At 71.3% G+C, this 16,353-nt stretch carries 15 protein-coding genes; 5 read left to right on the top strand and 10 right to left on the bottom strand.

Going from position 1 to position 16,353, the window contains the following annotated elements; all coding sequences use genetic code 11:
- Nucleotides 1-13 precede the first annotated feature (13 nt).
- The 5 genes from ftsH to dacB form a co-directional block, all read right to left on the bottom strand.
- Nucleotides 14-2,026 (bottom strand): ATP-dependent zinc metalloprotease FtsH, encoded by a 2,013-nt coding sequence (gene ftsH / locus OO62_RS20520; protein WP_033268948.1) that lies wholly within the window; start codon nt 2,024-2,026, stop codon nt 14-16.
- A gap of 236 nt (nt 2,027-2,262) precedes the next feature.
- Nucleotides 2,263-2,802: a hypoxanthine phosphoribosyltransferase gene (gene hpt, locus OO62_RS20515; protein ID WP_033269017.1), complete on the bottom strand. Its 540-nt coding sequence runs from the start codon at nt 2,800-2,802 to the stop codon at nt 2,263-2,265.
- An 86-nt stretch (nt 2,803-2,888) separates the two neighbouring features.
- A complete protein-coding gene (gene tilS / locus OO62_RS20510) occupies nt 2,889-3,896 on the bottom strand; it encodes a tRNA lysidine(34) synthetase TilS (protein ID WP_033268947.1) in 1,008 nt (335 codons plus the stop codon).
- Between the two features lie 191 nt (nt 3,897-4,087).
- Nucleotides 4,088-5,233, bottom strand: coding sequence for a zinc-dependent metalloprotease (locus OO62_RS20505; RefSeq protein WP_033268946.1), 1,146 nt, complete (start codon nt 5,231-5,233; stop codon nt 4,088-4,090).
- Nucleotides 5,234-5,619: 386 nt separating this feature from the next.
- Nucleotides 5,620-7,197, bottom strand: coding sequence for a D-alanyl-D-alanine carboxypeptidase/D-alanyl-D-alanine endopeptidase (gene dacB / locus OO62_RS20500; RefSeq protein ID WP_033268945.1), 1,578 nt, complete (start codon nt 7,195-7,197; stop codon nt 5,620-5,622).
- An 86-nt stretch (nt 7,198-7,283) separates the two neighbouring features.
- Here dacB and OO62_RS20495 point away from each other — a divergent pair, with 86 nt between their 5' ends.
- A complete protein-coding gene (locus tag OO62_RS20495; RefSeq protein WP_033268944.1) occupies nt 7,284-7,778 on the top strand; it encodes an inorganic diphosphatase in 495 nt (164 codons plus the stop codon).
- 108 nt (nt 7,779-7,886) lie between these two features.
- Here OO62_RS20495 and OO62_RS20490 read toward each other — a convergent pair whose 3' ends face one another.
- On the bottom strand, nt 7,887-9,599 hold the full coding sequence (locus tag OO62_RS20490; RefSeq protein WP_033268943.1) for a threonine/serine exporter family protein: 1,713 nt from the start codon (nt 9,597-9,599) through the stop codon (nt 7,887-7,889).
- A gap of 267 nt (nt 9,600-9,866) precedes the next feature.
- Nucleotides 9,867-10,583 carry a DedA family protein gene (locus OO62_RS20485; RefSeq protein ID WP_033268942.1) on the bottom strand — a complete coding sequence of 239 codons (717 nt, stop codon included), beginning with the start codon at nt 10,581-10,583 and terminating at the stop codon, nt 9,867-9,869.
- A 197-nt stretch (nt 10,584-10,780) separates the two neighbouring features.
- On the opposite strand from OO62_RS20485, the gene OO62_RS20480 reads away from it, so the two are divergent.
- On the top strand, nt 10,781-11,149 hold the full coding sequence (locus tag OO62_RS20480) for a YbjQ family protein (RefSeq protein ID WP_033268941.1): 369 nt from the start codon (nt 10,781-10,783) through the stop codon (nt 11,147-11,149).
- A 105-nt stretch (nt 11,150-11,254) separates the two neighbouring features.
- On the opposite strand, the gene OO62_RS20475 is transcribed toward OO62_RS20480, so the two are convergent.
- Entirely contained in the window at nt 11,255-12,013 is a 759-nt protein-coding gene (locus OO62_RS20475; RefSeq protein WP_033268940.1) for a MerR family transcriptional regulator, read from the bottom strand.
- Nucleotides 12,014-12,128: 115 nt separating this feature from the next.
- Here OO62_RS20475 and leuE point away from each other — a divergent pair, with 115 nt between their 5' ends.
- The 3 genes from leuE to gad all read left to right on the top strand — a co-directional run bounded on the left by leuE (nt 12,129) and on the right by gad (nt 14,989).
- A complete protein-coding gene (leuE, locus tag OO62_RS20470) occupies nt 12,129-12,794 on the top strand; it encodes a leucine efflux protein LeuE (RefSeq protein ID WP_033269016.1) in 666 nt (221 codons plus the stop codon).
- A 148-nt stretch (nt 12,795-12,942) separates the two neighbouring features.
- Nucleotides 12,943-13,566 carry an NAD(P)H:quinone oxidoreductase gene (gene wrbA / locus OO62_RS20465; protein ID WP_033269015.1) on the top strand — a complete coding sequence of 208 codons (624 nt, stop codon included), beginning with the start codon at nt 12,943-12,945 and terminating at the stop codon, nt 13,564-13,566.
- Nucleotides 13,567-13,582: 16 nt separating this feature from the next.
- Nucleotides 13,583-14,989: a glutamate decarboxylase gene (gad, locus tag OO62_RS20460; protein ID WP_033268939.1), complete on the top strand. Its 1,407-nt coding sequence runs from the start codon at nt 13,583-13,585 to the stop codon at nt 14,987-14,989.
- Between the two features lie 2 nt (nt 14,990-14,991).
- Here the strand turns inward: gad and OO62_RS20455 are convergent, their stop codons facing one another.
- Together OO62_RS20455 and OO62_RS20450 are read right to left on the bottom strand one after the other, a co-directional pair.
- On the bottom strand, nt 14,992-15,660 hold the full coding sequence (locus OO62_RS20455) for a PadR family transcriptional regulator (protein ID WP_033268938.1): 669 nt from the start codon (nt 15,658-15,660) through the stop codon (nt 14,992-14,994).
- 59 nt (nt 15,661-15,719) lie between these two features.
- Nucleotides 15,720-16,280 carry a DinB family protein gene (locus OO62_RS20450; protein ID WP_033269014.1) on the bottom strand — a complete coding sequence of 187 codons (561 nt, stop codon included), beginning with the start codon at nt 16,278-16,280 and terminating at the stop codon, nt 15,720-15,722.
- Nucleotides 16,281-16,353: the final 73 nt, after the last annotated feature.

The following is a 16,353-nucleotide window of genomic DNA, read 5'->3' as shown; positions in this document are numbered from 1 at the left end:
GGGCCGCCGGCACTCAGCTCTCGGTGCGCGGCTCCTCCGGAGCGTCCGCCTTCTCCGTCGAGACGGTGGCCGAGGTCGTCACGGAGCCGTTGGCCGGGGCCAGCTCCTTGGGCGACAGCACCGGCGGGCGGCTGGAGGGCGTACGGCGCGACGAGCCGGTCCACGCGGGGCGCGCGGGGCGCTTGACCACGTGCTTGAAGAGCTCGGCGATCTCCTCCTTGTTGAGCGTCTCCTTCTCCAGGAGCGTCAACACGAGGTTGTCGAGGATGTCGCGGTTCTCGACCAGGATCTCCCACGCCTCGTTGTGCGCGGTCTCGATGAGCTTCTTGACCTCCTCGTCGACCAGCGCGGCGACCTCCTCGGAGTAGTCGCGCTGGTGACCCATCTCACGGCCCAGGAAGGGCTCGGAGTTGTCGGTGCCGAACTTGATCGCACCGAGCCGCTCGGTCATGCCGTACTGCGTGACCATCGCGCGGGCCGTGGCGGTCGCCTTCTCGATGTCGTTCGCGGCGCCCGTGGTCGGGTCGTGGAAGACCAGCTCCTCCGCCGCGCGGCCGCCCAGCATGTACGCCAGCTGGTCGAGCATCTCGTTGCGGGTGGTGGAGTACTTGTCCTCGTCGGGCAGCACCATGGTGTAGCCCAGGGCCCGGCCGCGGGACAGGATCGTGATCTTGTGGACCGGGTCGGAGTTCGGTGAGGCCGCCGCGACCAGGGCGTGTCCGCCCTCGTGGTACGCGGTGATCTTCTTCTCCTTCTCGGACATGATCCGGGTCCGCTTCTGCGGGCCGGCCACGACGCGGTCGATCGCCTCGTCCAGGAAGTGGTTGTTGATCAGCTTCTGGTCGCTGCGGGCCGTCAGCAGGGCGGCCTCGTTCAGGACGTTCGACAGATCGGCACCGGTGAAGCCGGGGGTGCGCTTCGCGACGGCCGACAGGTCGACGTCCTGGGCGACCGGCTTGCCCTTCTGGTGAACCTTGAGGATCTCCAGACGGCCCTGCAGGTCCGGACGGTCGACGGCGATCTGCCGGTCGAAGCGGCCGGGGCGCAGCAGCGCCGGGTCGAGGATGTCCGGGCGGTTCGTCGCGGCGATGAGGATCACGCCGCCCTTGACGTCGAAGCCGTCCATCTCGACCAGCAGCTGGTTGAGGGTCTGCTCACGCTCGTCGTGGCCACCGCCCAGGCCCGCACCGCGGTGCCGGCCGACGGCGTCGATCTCGTCGACGAAGACGATCGCCGGGGCGTTCGCCTTGGCCTGCTCGAACAGGTCACGGACCCGGGAGGCACCGACACCGACGAACATCTCGACGAAGTCGGAACCGGAGATCGAGTAGAACGGGACGCCTGCCTCGCCGGCGACGGCGCGCGCCAGCAGCGTCTTGCCCGTTCCGGGCGGGCCGTACAGCAGCACGCCCTTGGGAATCTTGGCGCCGACGGCCTGGAACTTCGCCGGCTCCTGCAGGAACTCCTTGATCTCGTGGAGTTCCTCGACCGCCTCGTCCGACCCGGCGACGTCCGCGAACGTCGTCTTGGGGGTGTCCTTGGTGATCAGCTTCGCCTTCGACTTCCCGAAGTTCATCACCCGGGAGCCGCCGCCCTGCATCTGGTTCATCAGGAACAGGAAGACGACCACGATGAGGACGAAGGGAAGCAGCGAGAGCAGCACGCCGACGAACGGGTTCTGCTTCGACGGGGAGACGGTGTACCCGTCCTTGATCTCGCCGGTCTGGTACTTGGCCTGCAGGTTCTTCGCCAGGTCGACGCCCTGGTCGCCGATGTAGCTCGCCTGGAGCTTGTTGGAGCCCTCAATCTTGTTGGAGCCCGACAGCTCAATCTTGATCTTGTTCTCGTCACCGGTCGTCAGCTCGGCGGACTTCACCTTGTTGTCAGCGATCGCCTTGACGACCTGACCGGTGTCCACCGTCTTGTAGCCGCCGGACGAGCCGACGACCTGCATCAACACGACCACGGCGAGGACGGCCAGCACGATCCACATGACCGGCCCACGGAAGTATCGCTTCACGTCCATCCATACGGAGCCGTTTGCGGCCCCGTCCCTCCTGCCACAGTGAGGCACAACGCCCTTGGGTGGGTTGGTCGTGCGTACGGTGTATTACTGGCCCGAAAAAAGAACTGCCTTCGGACGGTACCCCAGCATTGTCACCCGGCGCCTGCGCCGACGGTGAACATGCAGCCGAGGATTCCGCTCTCCCTGCTCCAACGGCGGGAAGCCCCGAAGGGTTCCCGCCGGCCCGCGAAAGCTGTTCAGCCCCCGTAGACGTGGGGCGCGAGAGTACCGACGAACGGCAGGTTCCGGTACTTCTCCGCGAAGTCCAGGCCGTAGCCGACGACGAACTCGTTGGGGATGTCGAAGCCGATCCACTTCACGTCGATGGCCACCTTGGCCGCGTCCGGCTTGCGCAGCAGCGTGCACACCTCCAGCGACGCCGGCTCACGCGAGCCGAGGTTCGACAGCAGCCACGACAGCGTCAGGCCCGAGTCGATGATGTCCTCGACGATCAGGACGTGCTTGCCCTTGATGTCGGTGTCCAGGTCCTTGAGGATGCGGACCACACCGGAGGACTGGGTGCCCGCCCCGTAGGAGGACACCGCCATCCAGTCCATCGTGACGGGGGAGGACAGCGCGCGCGCCAGGTCCGCCATCACCATCACCGCGCCCTTGAGGACGCCGATGATGAGCAGGTCCTTGCCCGCGTACTCCGCATCGATCTTCGCGGCAAGCTCGGCCAGCTTGGCGTCGATCTCTTCCTTGGTGATGAGTACCGACTGAAGGTCGGCGCCCATGTCCTTGTCGTCCACCCGTGCCACTCTCGCTCGATTCGGTGTTCACGTCAGTCGTGAGACTTCGGCTGCAAGGCGGCGTCTGCGGCTCAGCCCTGCCGGATGACAAGTCTGCCACCCTGCCGTCGCACACCCACGCGCCCGGGCAGATTGATGGCTCCCTGCCCCCGCCAGCCCGTGATCAGGCGGTCCACTTCCTCGATGTGGCGGGCGAAGAGCGAACCGGCCGGGGAGCCGGCACCGATCACCGCCCGGCGCAGCACCCGCCGGCGCACGGCGGGCGGCAGGGCGAACAGGGCGGCGACATCGAGCGTGCCGGTGTCGTCGAGGACGGTGCCCTCGGCCGCGGCGGCCCAGGCGTCCAGGGCGTCGGCGTCGTCGCGGGACAGCTGGGCGGTGCGGGCCAGCGCCTCGACGACGCCCTTGCCGAGCGCTTTCTCCAGGGCGGGCAGGCCCTCGTGGCGGAGCCGGGAGCGGGTGTAGGCGGGGTCGGTGTTGTGCGGGTCGTCCCAGACGGGCAGCGACTGGATCAGGCACGCCTTGCGGGCGGTCTGCCGGTCCACGTCGAGGAAGGGCCGGCGGTAGCGGCCGCCGTGTCCGCTGGTGGCGGCCATGCCCGACAGCGAGCGGGTGCCGGAGCCGCGGGCGAGGCCGAGGAGGACCGTCTCGGCCTGGTCGTCGCGGGTGTGGCCGAGGAGGACGGCGCCGGCGCCGAGGCGCTCGGCGACCGCGTCGAGGGCGGCGTAACGGGCGTCCCGGGCGGCCGCCTCGGGGCCTCCCTCGCGGCCCACGGTGACCGCGACGGCCTCCACGGGGTCGAGCCGCAGGGCCCGCATCCGCAGGGCGACCTCGGCGGCGCGGAGGTCGGAGCCCTCCTGGAGCCCGTGGTCGATGGTGACGCCCCCGGCGCGGACGCCCAGCTTGGGGGCTTCGAAGGCGAGAGCGGAGGCGAGCGCCATGGAGTCGGCGCCGCCGGAGCACGCGACGAGCACGAGCGGGGACTCGCGCCGGTCCTGTGCGCAGTGGTGGTTGAGCACGTCGTGGAGTACGCGGCGGACCGCCAGGCGTATCGCGGCGACCGCTGGATGGGGACCCATGTCCGTTTCCAATCGTTCAGCTGGGGAGCCTCGGGCCAGCGAGGCACCTTCGTCACACAGAGTGCCTAGATGGTGACAGAGGCGAGCGGTTCCCCGAGCATTGCACGCCTATCCCTCGGTAACGGTCCCTCAGACGGGTGATTGAAGGGGCGCTCTACTGCCACGCGGCGTGCCCAGCTCACAACTTTCGCCTACGGTGCCCCGTCCGCCTTGCGGTGCACCCGCGCGATCCAGTCCGCCGGTTTGGCGATCTCTTGTTTGGTGGGGAGGGTGTTCGGTGACGTCCACACACGGTTGAAACCGTCCACGCCCACCTCCTCGGCCACCGCCCGCACGAACCGTTCGCCGTCGCGGTACTGCCGCAGCTTGGCGTCCAGGCCCAGCAGCTTGCGCAGCGCCTGGTCGAGCCGGCCGGCGCCGCTGGCCCGGCGCTTCTGGAACTTCTCCCGGATCTCGGCGACCGACGGCACGACGTCGGGCCCCACACCGTCCATCACGTAGTCGGCGTGCCCCTCCAGCAGCGACATCACGGCGGTCAGCCGCCCGAGGATCTCGCGCTGCGCCGGGGTCTGCACGAGATCGACGAGGGAGCGGCCGCCGTCCTCGCCCTCCTCGCCCTCGGGCTTGGCGCCGGCCAGCGACTGGGCGGCCTCCCGCAGCCGCTCCAGGAGCGTGCCGGGGTCGATGTCGGTCTCCCCGAGGAACGACTGGATCTCGCCCTCGATGTGGTCGCGCAGCCAGGGCACGGCGGTGAACTGCGTACGGTGCGTCTCCTCGTGGAGGCACACCCACAGCCGGAAGTCGTGCGGGTCCACCTCGAGCTCGCGCTCCACGTGGACGATGTTCGGCGCGACGAGCAGCAGCCGGCCGCCCTGCGCGGCGGCGGGCAGGGCGCGGGAGGCCGGGGCGAAGGTCTCGTACTGGCCGAGGACCCGCGACGCCAGGAACGACAGCAGCATGCCCAGCTCCACGCCGGTCACCTTGCCGCCGACCGCGCCGAGCACCGCGCCACCGGGCAGCGTCGAGCGGCGGTCCTCCATCTTGGCCAGCAGCGGCTTGAGCACGGCCCGGAACCCGGCGACGTTCGCCCGGATCCAGCCGGGCCGGTCCACGACCAGGACGGGGGTGTCGTGCGGCTCCTCGCCCGTCGCGTCCGGCTGTGCCATCCGCGTGAAGGCCCGCACATGCGCCTCGGACGCCTTGGCGTGCCGGCGCAACTCGGCGACGATCGCGCGCGCCTCGTCCCGGCTCACCTCAGGCCCCGGCCGCACGAACCGGGTCGCGGTCGCGGCCGCGAGATTCCAGTCGACCATCTCGGTCCCACCGATGCTCGTCATGAGTTCACCGTACGTGGGCGCCGTGGGTTTTGACTCCCACGTTGTTGGCTTTCCCGCTGTGGTTGTTGCTCGCCGTTGCGCCTGCGGCGGGCCGGGTGGGTGCTGGGTGCGGTGACGGACCTCCGGGGCCTGTTCTGTGGACTGCTTCGCTTTACGTCCACAGAACAGGCCCCTCCGGCCCGTCCCCTCCCGTGGGAGGAAAAGTTGAAGGCCGGGGGGCGAGCGTCCGTAAGACGCCCGCCCCCACCGGCCATTTCCTACCCCCTACGGGAGGGGCCGCGCCGCAGGACGAAGTCCGGAGGAGCGGCACCGCACCCAACAACAACCCAGCCCGCCGCAGGCGCCACGGCGAGAAACCACCACGGCGGGACGGACAAACACGTGCGCTATCGACACCCACAGTTCGCGACCGCCGAGGCCAAGTTGTCGAGTGCCTTCTGCGCGCCCTGGGGGTCCGTCGTGCCGGAGGTCATGAAGGAGAAGACCAGCAGGCGGCCGTCGGCGTCGACGACCGTGCCGGCGAGGGTGTTCACGCCGGTGAGGGTGCCCGTCTTGGCCCGTACGGCGCCGGCGCCCGCGCTCTGGCCCGTGTAGCGGTTGCTGAGGGTGCCGGTGAAGGCGGCGACCGGCAGGCCGGTGACCACCGGGCGCAGGGCGGGCTGGCCCGGGTCGGACGCCTGGAGCAGGAGGTGGGCGAGCAGGTCGGCGGAGACCTTGTCGGCGCGGTCCAGGCCGCTGCCGTCGGCGAAGACCGCGCCCGCGAGGGGCAGGTGCTGGCGGGCCAGGGCGGCGCGAACCGCTCCGGCGGCGCCGGTGAAGCTGGCGGGGCGGCCGGCGCCCAGGGCGGTCTGGCGGGCCAGCGCCTCGGCGATGTCGTTGTCGGAGTACGTCAGCATCCGCTCGACGAGGGCCGACAGCGGCAGCGAGTGGACCGCGGCGAGACGCTCCGGCTTCGCGGGGGCCTCGGCGGCGGCGGGGGCGCCGTCGACGGTGATGCCGTACTCGTGGAGGAGGTCGGCGAAGGTGCGGGCGGCGGCACCGGCCGGGTCCGTCTCGCGCGGTGCGGGGCCGTGGTCGCTGTCGTCGAGGCGCGCCTCGTCGGTCATCAGGGCGGTGACGGGGGCGATGTTCTCGTTGGGGCCGATGGGGTGCTCGACGGGGCCCGTGTAGGCGGACGCGTCGTAGCCGAGGCCGACGGTGGTGAGGTGGCGCTTGTGGAGCGCCCGGGCGGTTGCCTCGGCGAGCGCCCGCAGGCTGGCGGGCTGCTCGGCGGCGTCCGGCCGCGGGGCGCGGGCGGTCAGGGTGGGGTCGCCGCCGCCCACCAGCACGACGCGGTCCTTGCCGGCCAGCACGGCGGTGGTGTCGATGCGGTGGTCGGGGCCGCGGGTGGCCAGCGCGGCGACGGCGGTGGCGAGTTTGACCGTGGAGGCGGGGGTGGCGGCCTTGTCCTGGCCCGCGCCGAAGACCTGGCGGCGGCCGGCGACGTCGAGGACGGAGGCGGTGCGCAGCGACCCCAGCGCCGGGTCCTTGAGCAGCGGCGCCAGGGCGTCGGCCAGGCCGGCGTCGGTGGGGGCCGGTGCCGCGCCCCGGCCGGCCGTCCCGGCGGTGGGGACGCCGAGCGCGGGCAGCACCGGCGGCGCGCTGGGCGCCGGCCGGGACGGGATCGCGGCGTGATGCTCGCCACTGGAACCGTCCACAACAGCCGCCTCGGTGCGCTCGGCCGTACGCTGACCCGAGTCCCACGGGCCGGCCGCCGCCACCGCGACGATCGCGACCGCAAGACCGGTGGCTGCGGAGACAACCGTCAGCCGCCAGGTCTGCTGGGTGTGGCGCGGTGTGGCCTGCCAGGTCTGCCGCGCGGCGTCGGCCGCCGCCCGGGCGGTCCGCACCGCCGCGCGCGTCGCCGCCCGCGCGGAACGCTGCGCCGACCGCCATCTGACCTGCCATGTTCTGGTCTCCGGCACCTCGGACCAGCCCCTTTCGCCACCACACACCTGCGTGGGGGACACTTAATCACCAGACGTATGTGTTGATCATGGAGGAGCCACCCGTGGAGTTCGACGTCACCATCGAGATCCCGAAGGGTTCGCGGAACAAGTACGAGGTGGACCACGAGACCGGTCGGATCCGCCTGGACCGTCGACTCTTCACCTCGACCAGCTACCCGGCCGACTACGGCTTTGTCGAGAACACCCTGGGCGAGGACGGCGACCCGCTGGACGCCCTGGTCATCCTGGACGAGCCGACCTTCCCCGGCTGCCTCATCAAGTGCCGCGCGATCGGCATGTTCCGGATGACGGACGAGGCCGGCGGCGACGACAAGCTGCTGTGTGTCCCGGCCTCGGACCCGCGCGTGGAGCACCTCCGCGACATCCACCACGTGTCGGAGTTCGACCGCCTGGAGATCCAGCACTTCTTCGAGGTCTACAAGGACCTGGAGCCCGGCAAGTCCGTCGAGGGCGCCGACTGGGTCGGCCGCACCGAGGCCGAGGCCGAGATCGAGGCGTCGTACAAGCGCTTCGAGTCGCACGGCGGCGGGCACTGACCCGACCCGGGCGCACAGCGGTTTCCGCGCTCTGATTTTCCTACGCGAACGGGCGGCACCCAGTCGGGTGCCGCCCGTCGTGCGTGTCGGGCCGGACGGGTGTCCGCCCTAGAAGCCGCGGGTGCGCTTGGCCGCGCGGCGTCCGGCGCCGCCCGCCTGCATGCCGGGGGCGCGCAGGAACAGCCGGGCGACCTCGGAGCCGAGGTTGACCCCCACCGCGATGGCCAGCGCCAGCGAGGCGGCCTGGACCAGCGAGGTGAGGCCCTGCGGCAGGTGGCCCTGGGCGAAGTTGAGCAGGCCGAAGTACGTGGCGCTACCCGGCAGCAGCGGGCCGATGGCGGCGGTGACGTACGGCAGTGCCGAGGCGTAGCGGTAGCGGGAGAGCAACTGCCCGAAGAGGCCGACCAGTCCGGCCGCGATGGCGGTGGCGGGCACCGGGTTGATGCCGGCGACGTAGGCGAGGGCGCCGTAGACCACCCATGCCACCCCGCCGTTCAGCGTTGCGAACGCCACGGTGTGACGTTCCTGCTGGAGCAGTACGCAGAACGCCAGCGCCAGCAGCATCGCCGCGATGGTCTGCACCACCGGCACGTTGTAGGTGCCCAGCGCCTGTTCGGGGTTGAGCCGCTTCAGGCCCGGGTTCAGTTGCAGTCCGATGTACAGCACGCTGAGCACGCCGACGACGATGCCGACGATCAGGTAGCCGACCTCCAGCAGACGGGCCGCGGCGGTGATGTAGTAACCGGTCAGCCCGTCGTGCACGCCGGCGACCAGCGCCCGCCCCGGGATCAGTGCGAACAGCCCACCGGTGATCACCGCGGACGCCTGCACGTTGGCGTGTGCCAGGCCGAACGCGACGCCCACCGCGGCGGGCGGCATCGCGGCGACCACGAACTGGTAGAACTCCGGCAGTCCCCGCCCGGAGGCGAGCCACGCCAGCCGGTCGCCGAGCATCGAGCCCACCGCGGCCGCCACGAACACCAGCAGCCCGCCGCCGACGAGCATGGAGGCGGCACCGGACAGCAGCCCGGAGGCCACCGTCAGCGCCCAGCTCGGGTAGGGGTGGCGGTTCCGGCGGATCTCGGCGAGGCCGCGGTACGCCTCTTCGAGGGTGAGGCCGTCGGAGGTGATCTCGTCGACGAGCCCGAAGACCGCGGACAGCCGGTTGTAGTCGACGCCGCGGCGGCGGACCGTCCGGCTGGCCGTGACCGGGTCGTCGACCAGCGACGGCTGGTACGAGATCGACAGCAGGGTGAAGGTGACGGTCGGCTCGACGCGCTCCAGCCCGTAGGCGTACGCGACGCCGAACATCGCCGCCTCGACGTCCTCCGCGCCCTCACCACCGGCCAGCAGGATCTCGCCGATGCGCAGGGTCAGGTCGAGGACACGGGGGACCGCGGGACCGGTCTCCTCGTCGCCGCCCCCGAGGCGCTCGGGGACCGGCCGCTCCCCCACCGGCATCCGCAGCATCGTGCGCATCCGGTCCTGCCAGGGCGCTTCCTTGGTCAGGCTGATGGCCGGTATGCCCTGCGGCGGGGTGAAGGCCAGGCTCATCGCGGTGGCGCCGACGGGCTTGGGCAGCGGTGTCTGACCGGTGGTGCTGCCCGGCCGTACGAACGCGGAGCCCTCCTGTTCGGCCGGCGCCTCCGGCCGCAGGCCGGCGGGGAGGGCGAAATCGGAGGTGGGGTGCTCGTCCTCGGGCAACGGGGGATAGGGGACACCGAGTGGCGGGGTGAAGGCGCTGTGCGCCTCGTCCGACGCGGGCTTGCGGTCCTCGGCGGGTCCGCTGCCCTGCTCCGGTGCGTGTGGGTCCGACGCCACGGGTCTTCGCTCCTTGTTGGCCTCCTGGGGGGTGGTCCAAGGACACGATGCCTGATGACCGGACGGGGTGCTCGCTTAGGGGGCACCTTTCCGCTCCCCGCACCGTGCCCGACCACCGCCGCCTGACGGCAGGAACCGCCGCGGCCGGGGAGCGGGCGCGCGGCGGAGCAACTCCTGAAAGTGTCTGGTGACCGTCTCCCCCGGCGTCGGCCCCCTACTCCCCCGGGGCCTTTCCGGCGGGGTCCGGCGTGTGCGCGCCGGGCCGGTTCAGCGCTTGGCGTGCCGTCCGCGGCGGGCGCTGTCCGCGGTCGCGCCGTGCGGGCGGCCCGGCTGCGTCGGTGGGACCGGCGCCGCCCCCTGCTTCTTGGCCTTGCTACGCGCCCGCAGGAACTCGATCGCGATCGGGACCACGGAGATCAGCACGATCGCGACCAGCATCAGCTCGATGTTCTTGTGAACGAACTCGACATTGCCGAGCAGCGCACCGAGCAGGGTGACACCGGCGCCCCACAGCGCACCGCCGATGACGTTGAAGACGAGGAAGGAGCGGTAGTTCATCCGGCTCACACCGGCGACGATCGGCGTGAACGTCCGCACGATCGGCACGAAGCGGGCCAGGATCAGCGACTTGGGGCCGTACTTCTCGAAGAACTCGTGCGCCTTCTCGACGTTCTCCTGCTTGAAGAGGCGGGAGTCGGGGCGCTTGAAGAGCGACGGGCCGACCTTCCGGCCGAAGAGGTAGCCGGCCTGGTCGCCGAGGACGGCGGCGAGGACGACCAGGCAGCACACCAGCCACAGCGGGCGGTCCAGCTTGTTCGTCGTCACCAGCAGGCCGGTGGTGAACAGGAGCGAGTCACCCGGCAGGAAGAAGCCGATCAGCAGGCCGGACTCCGCGAAGACGATGACCAGGACGCCGATCAGGCCGAACGTCGCGATCAGGTAGTCCGGGTCCAGCCACTGCGGGCCGAGCGCGAGAGTATTCACGGGGTGAAGGCTCCTGGGTCGAGGGCGCCGGATCGTACGAGCGACGGGGTACAGGCGCGTGTGCGGCCCAAAACTATCAACGCCGGACGCCGCCCCTTGGTTCCAGGCGTCCGCCGGGGCCCGCCACCCGACCGCTCCCCGACCGCTGGCCGGCCTCCCGGCGCCGGGCGATGCTGGCCGCAAGGAGGTACGCGCCCATGGGCATCGACGAGTACGGCGGCGGGCAGCGCGCGCAGTCCGACGTTCTGGTGGTGACGACGAACGACGTGCCGGGGTTTCACGTGGAACGGGTGATCGGCGAGGTCTTCGGCCTCACGGTGCGCTCCCGGCACCTGGGCAGCCAGATCGGCGCGGGCCTGAAGTCGCTGGTCGGCGGCGAGCTGCGGGGGCTGACCAAGACCCTCGTCGAGACCCGCAACCAGGCGATGGAACGGCTGGTGGAGCAGGCCCGCTCGCGGGGCGCGAACGCCGTGCTGATGTTCCGCTTCGACGTGTCGGAGGCCGCGGACGTCGGCACCGAGGTGTGCGCGTACGGCACCGCGGTGGTGCTGACCCCGCAGGCTTGAGACGGCCGGGGCGCGGGACCGGCCCCGGTGTCCCGTACGGCGGCCGGGGCGCGAACGGCCGCCCGGGCCCGTACGGCGACCGGTGAGCGGCCGCCCTACGGCCTCCTAGGCGTGCCGGGCGGCGTTGGCGAGGATCGCCTCCGTCAGATAGGCCGCGAGCCCGGGCTTGATCTGCTCGAAGGTGGACCGGAACCGCTCGTCGTCGCTGTACATCCGGGCGAGCCCGGAGTGGATCTCGTAGCCGCAGTCGTAGAAGTTCCGGCAGATCTGCTGCCGGTGCTCCTCGGCCAGGTCCATCGCCGCCGGCGCGGACGGGGGCGTTCCGGCGTCCATGAGGGCGGCGAAGGCGTCGGTGTTCGCGGCGCCCTCGGCCTTGATCCGCAGCCAGTCCTCCTTGGTGTACGCGCTGACCTTGCGCTGCGACTGGCGGTACGGCTCGGTGTCGCCCCAGCGCCGCCGCGACTCCTCCTCGTACCGGTCCGGGTCGTGGTCCCCGAAGACCTCGAACCGCTCCTCGGGCGTGAGGTTGATGCCCATCTTCCGTGCCTCCATGGCGTGTTCGACGGCCGCGGCCATCTGCTGCAGCTGCTCGATCCGGGCGGCCAGCAGGCCGTGCTGGCGCCGCAGGTGCTCCTGCGGGTCCGCGTCCGGGTCGTCGAGCAGGGCCGCGACCTCCTCCAGCGGGAAGCCGAGCTCCCGGTAGAACAGGATCCGCTGCAGCCGGTCGAGGTCGGCGTCGTCGTAACGACGGTGACCGGCGTGGCTGCGGGCGCTCGGGGAGAGCAGCCCGATCTCGTCGTAGTGGTGCAGGGTGCGCACCGTCACGCCGGCGAAGGACGCGACCTGCCCTACCGGATAGCTCACTTCCGCTCCTTCCTCGGTACGCGCTCCACGGTGCGTCCTCACGCCGCGTGAGGTGCAAGTCCGCATCCTGAAAACCCGGCGAGGGCGGGGCGCGGAGGGTGAGACCATGCCGCACATGCTGGGGATAACGGATCTGTCCACCTATCTGGTGGGACTCGCGCTGATCATTCTGCTGCCGGGCCCGAATTCGCTCTACGTCGTCTCGGTGGCGGCCCGGCGCGGCCCCCGGGTCGCCTACCGGGCGGCGGCCGGGGTGCTGTGCGGCGACACCGTGCTGATGACCCTGTCGGCGGGCGGCGTGGCCTCGCTGCTGCAGGCCAGCCCGGTGCTGTTCGCCGTCGTCAAGTTCGCCGGCGCCGGGTATCTGACGTGGCTCGCGGTCGGGATGCTGCGCGGCGCCTGGGCGCTGTGGCGCGGCCGGGAGGTCCGTAAGGCCGAGCTGAAGGACGGTGCCCCCAAGGCGCCGAAGGAGACGGTGGAACGCCCGTTCCGCCGGGCGCTGGTGGTCAGCCTGCTCAACCCGAAGGCGATCCTGTTCTTCATCTCGTTCTTCGTGCAGTTCGTGGACCCGTCGTACGCCCACCCGGTGCTGTCGTTCCTGACGCTGGGCGCCTGGGCGCAGCTGTTCAGCTTCACGTACCTGTCCGTCCTGATCTTCAGCGGGACGTTCCTGGCGGCGACCTTCCGGCGCCGCAAGCGGCTGACCGCCGGGCTGTCCGCGGGCGCCGGCGCGGCGTTCCTCGGCTTCGCGGCCAAGCTGTCGCTGGCCAGCGCGAGCTGAGCCGGGCCCTCCCCGCCGATACGGGCGGGCGGCCGTCCCGCACCGGGGCGGCCGCCCGCCCGTTGCGCTTCCACTGGGCGAACCCTGGAGGCCGCACACCCCCTATGCCCTTATTGTCAGGACTGTCGGGTTCCCGGGAGGTGTGTTCATGCCCGTCCACGACGTCCACGTCGCCGTCATCTACTACTCGTCCACCGGTACCGTCGCCGAACTCGCCCGCCGCATCGCGGACGCCGCCGAACACGCGGGGGCCGACGTACGGCTGCGGCGGACCGCCGAACTCGCACCGCAGACGGCGATCGACGCCAACCCCGCCTGGGCCGCCAACGCCGCGGCGACCGCGGACGTCATGGAAGCCACCCACGAGGACATGCTCTGGGCGGACGCGGTGCTCTTCGGCACCCCCACCCGCTTCGGCAACGTCACGTCCCAGCTCAAGCAGTACCTCGACACCCTGGGCGGCCTCTGGCACCAGGGCAGGCTCGCCGACAAGGTCTACAGCGGCTTCACCGCGTCCGCCACCCGGCACGGCGGCCAGGAATCCACCCTCCTCGCCCTGTACCACACCATCCACCACTTCGGCGGCATCCTCATCGCCCCGGGCTACACCGACCCGGCGAAGTTCATCGACGGCAACCCCTACGGCACCTCCCACGTGGGCGGCCCGGACACCCCCCTCGACGACGACGCGCGCACCGCCGCCCGGATCCAGGCGGAGCGCGTCGTGAAGTTCACCAAAGCCATCAAGCACGGCCTCGCACAGGCCGGATGACGGGAAGTGGCGACAGATGACCCTGCACAAAGGCGCGCCCCCGGCCGACCGCAAGCACACCCCGCACCCGGTCAACCCCTTCTACGGTGAGGCCGACCCGGTATCCGGCATGGAGACCTCGCCACCCCGGCACACCCTGCCCGACGGCCCCCTCGCCCCGCACGTCGCCTACCAGTTCGTCCACGACGAACTCATGCTGGACGGCAACGCCCGCCTCAACCTGGCGACCTTCGTCACGACCTGGATGGAGCCGCAGGCCGGCGTCCTGATGGCGGAGTGCCGGGACAAGAACATGATCGACAAGGACGAGTACCCGCGCACCGCCGAACTGGAGCGGCGCTGCGTGGCGATGCTCGCCGACCTGTGGCACGCCCCCGGCGCGGTCGGTTGCTCCACCACCGGGTCGAGCGAGGCGTGCATGCTCGCCGGCATGGCCCTCAAACGGCGCTGGATGCGGCGCAACGCCGACCGGTACCCGGCCTCCGCCCGGCCCAACCTCGTCATGGGCGCCAACGTCCAGGTCTGCTGGGAGAAGTTCTGCAACTTCTGGGAGATCGAGGCGCGCCAGGTCCCGATGCAGGGCGACCGCTTCCACCTCGACGCCGACTCCGCCACCGCACTCTGCGACGAGAACACCATCGGCGTGGTGGCCGTCCTCGGCTCCACCTTCGACGGGTCCTACGAGCCGGTGGCCGACATCTGCGCGGCGCTCGACGACCTCCACGAGAAGAAGGGCTGGGACATCCCGGTCCACGTGGACGGCGCGTCCGGCGCGATGATCGCCCCGTTCCTCGACCCGGAGCTGAAGTGGGACTTCCAGCTGCCGCGGGTCGCCTCCATCAACACCTCCGGGCACAAGTACGGCCTGGTCTACCCCGGCGTCGGCTGGGCCCTGTGGCGCGACGAGGAGGCACTCCCCGAGGAACTCGTCTTCCGCGTCAACTACCTCGGCGGCGACATGCCGACCTTCGCCCTCAACTTCTCCCGCCCCGGCGCCCAGGTGGCCGCCCAGTACTACACCTTCCTGCGGCTCGGCCGGGCCGGTTTCCGCGCCGTCCAGCAGGCCACCCGGGACGTCGCCCGCTCCATGGCCGAACGCATCGGCTCCCTGGGCGACTTCGAGCTCCTCACCCGCGGCGACGAACTGCCGGTCTTCGCCTTCACCACCGCCGGCCACATCACCGCCTACGACGTCTTCGACGTGTCCCGGCGCCTGAAGGAACGCGGCTGGCTGATCCCCGCCTACACCTTCCCGCCCGACCGCGAGGACCTCTCCGTCCTGCGCATCGTCTGCCGCAACGGCTTCTCCCAGGACCTCGCCGACCTCTTCCTCTCCGACCTGGAAGAGCTCCTCAAGGAACTACGCGAACAACAGGGCCCCCTGGGCCGCCCGGAGAACGAGGCGACCGCCTTCCACCACTGACCTCAACTCCGGTCCCGGGGAACGCCCGCCGCCCCGTCGGCCTCCGGGGGGTGGCCCTGCCCCGCGTACGGGTTCTCCTGCCCCTCGGCGAGCACCCCGACGAACGGCTCCCCCTCACCGGCGAAGACGTACGCCCCGCCCCGGATCCGCTCGATCAGTCCACGGGTCCACTCCGCCCCGGCGTCCGCGGAGTGGACCCAGTAGTTCATGATCTCGCCGATGTGACCGAGCTGCCCCGGCCCCTCCGCCGGCGTGTAGTACCCGGTGACGGCACCCCGCCACCGCTCGATCCCCCGCACCCGCTCCTCCAGGAGCTCCAGGGCCTCCGCACGGTCCAGGTCGACCAGGAAGCCGAGCGCCGCCGAGAGCACATCCGGCTTCTGGTCGTGGGCGGTCAGGGACGCGCGCAGGAGCGTGAAGTACTCCTGCGTGCCCCGCTCCGTGATCTCGTACTCGGTACGCGGCGGACCGCCGGCCGTGGACGGCGCGGTCTCATGGGCCCGCAGCAGTCCCTGCTTCGCCATGTGCTTGAGCGCGTGGTAGATCGAGCCCGGCTTGGCGTTGGACCACTCGTGGGCGCCCCAGTACTCCAGGTCGTTGCGCACCTGATAGCCGTGAGCCCGCCCGTGCTGCCGAACGGCCCCGAGCACCAGGAGACGGATCGCTGACATACCCCCAGGCTATTGCGCGCCCCGGCCCCCGGGCCGCCCGCCTCCGGGGCGCCGCCCGCCTACTCCCCGGCCGTACGCTCCCGGCCCGCCCGCTCCTCGTCCACCAGCTCGAAGGCGGTCCTGCCGTCCAGGGACTCGCGGATGACATCGGCGTGCCCCGCGTGCCGGGCGGTCTCCTCGATCAGGTGCAGCATCAGCCACCGCATCGACTGCCGGGCGTTCGGCGGGAACCACGGCGCCTCCGGCAGCGCGAAGGTGTCGTTCAGACTCGGCACGGAGCGGATGAACTTCTCGGTCCGCTGCGCCACGCCCTCCCAGAACTCCAGCACGTCGGCCGGCGTCTCGCCGTCCTCCAGCCGGAAGCTCAGGTGCCAGGTGGACTGGTCCCGCTCGATGGAGTGCGGCAGCCCCTGCGCCGTCTCCACCCAGCCCTGCTCGGTCTCTGCGACGTGCTTGACCAGCCCGGCCAGCGACAGCTCGCTCGCACTCGGCCGCTCGGCGGCCTGCGCGTCGGTCAGCCCGAGGACCGCCCGCCGCAGCCCGCCGCGCTGCGCTTCCAGAAAGGCCAGCAGCGCACCGGTCTCGTCACCGTGTGCCTCAGCAAGAACGTGAGTGGGCATGACATCCGCCTTCCGCGACATCCCTGGGCGCCCGGCGCTCCGCCGCCGCCCTTCCGACACCCCTCACGCTACG

Origin of the sequence: Streptomyces lydicus, assembly GCF_000717345.1 — a bacterium.
In the GTDB taxonomy this organism is placed as follows: domain Bacteria; phylum Actinomycetota; class Actinomycetes; order Streptomycetales; family Streptomycetaceae; genus Streptomyces; species Streptomyces lydicus.
This window is presented reverse-complemented; position numbering and strand designations above follow the sequence as displayed.

Excerpts from the sequence above, each read along its gene's own strand:
- ftsH (WP_033268948.1), bottom strand. The coding sequence starts at position 2,026 with ATGGACGTGAAGCGATACTTCCGTGGGCCGGTCATGTGGATCGTGCTG.
- hpt (WP_033269017.1), bottom strand. The coding sequence starts at position 2,802 with ATGGGCGCCGACCTTCAGTCGGTACTCATCACCAAGGAAGAGATCGAC.
- tilS (WP_033268947.1), bottom strand. The coding sequence starts at position 3,896 with ATGGGTCCCCATCCAGCGGTCGCCGCGATACGCCTGGCGGTCCGCCGC.
- OO62_RS20505 (WP_033268946.1), bottom strand. The coding sequence starts at position 5,233 with ATGACGAGCATCGGTGGGACCGAGATGGTCGACTGGAATCTCGCGGCC.
- OO62_RS20480 (WP_033268941.1), top strand. The coding sequence starts at position 10,781 with ATGGGCATCGACGAGTACGGCGGCGGGCAGCGCGCGCAGTCCGACGTT.
- leuE (WP_033269016.1), top strand. The coding sequence starts at position 12,129 with ATGCTGGGGATAACGGATCTGTCCACCTATCTGGTGGGACTCGCGCTG.
- wrbA (WP_033269015.1), top strand. The coding sequence starts at position 12,943 with ATGCCCGTCCACGACGTCCACGTCGCCGTCATCTACTACTCGTCCACC.
- gad (WP_033268939.1), top strand. The coding sequence starts at position 13,583 with ATGACCCTGCACAAAGGCGCGCCCCCGGCCGACCGCAAGCACACCCCG.
- OO62_RS20455 (WP_033268938.1), bottom strand. The coding sequence starts at position 15,660 with ATGTCAGCGATCCGTCTCCTGGTGCTCGGGGCCGTTCGGCAGCACGGG.
- OO62_RS20450 (WP_033269014.1), bottom strand. The coding sequence starts at position 16,280 with ATGCCCACTCACGTTCTTGCTGAGGCACACGGTGACGAGACCGGTGCG.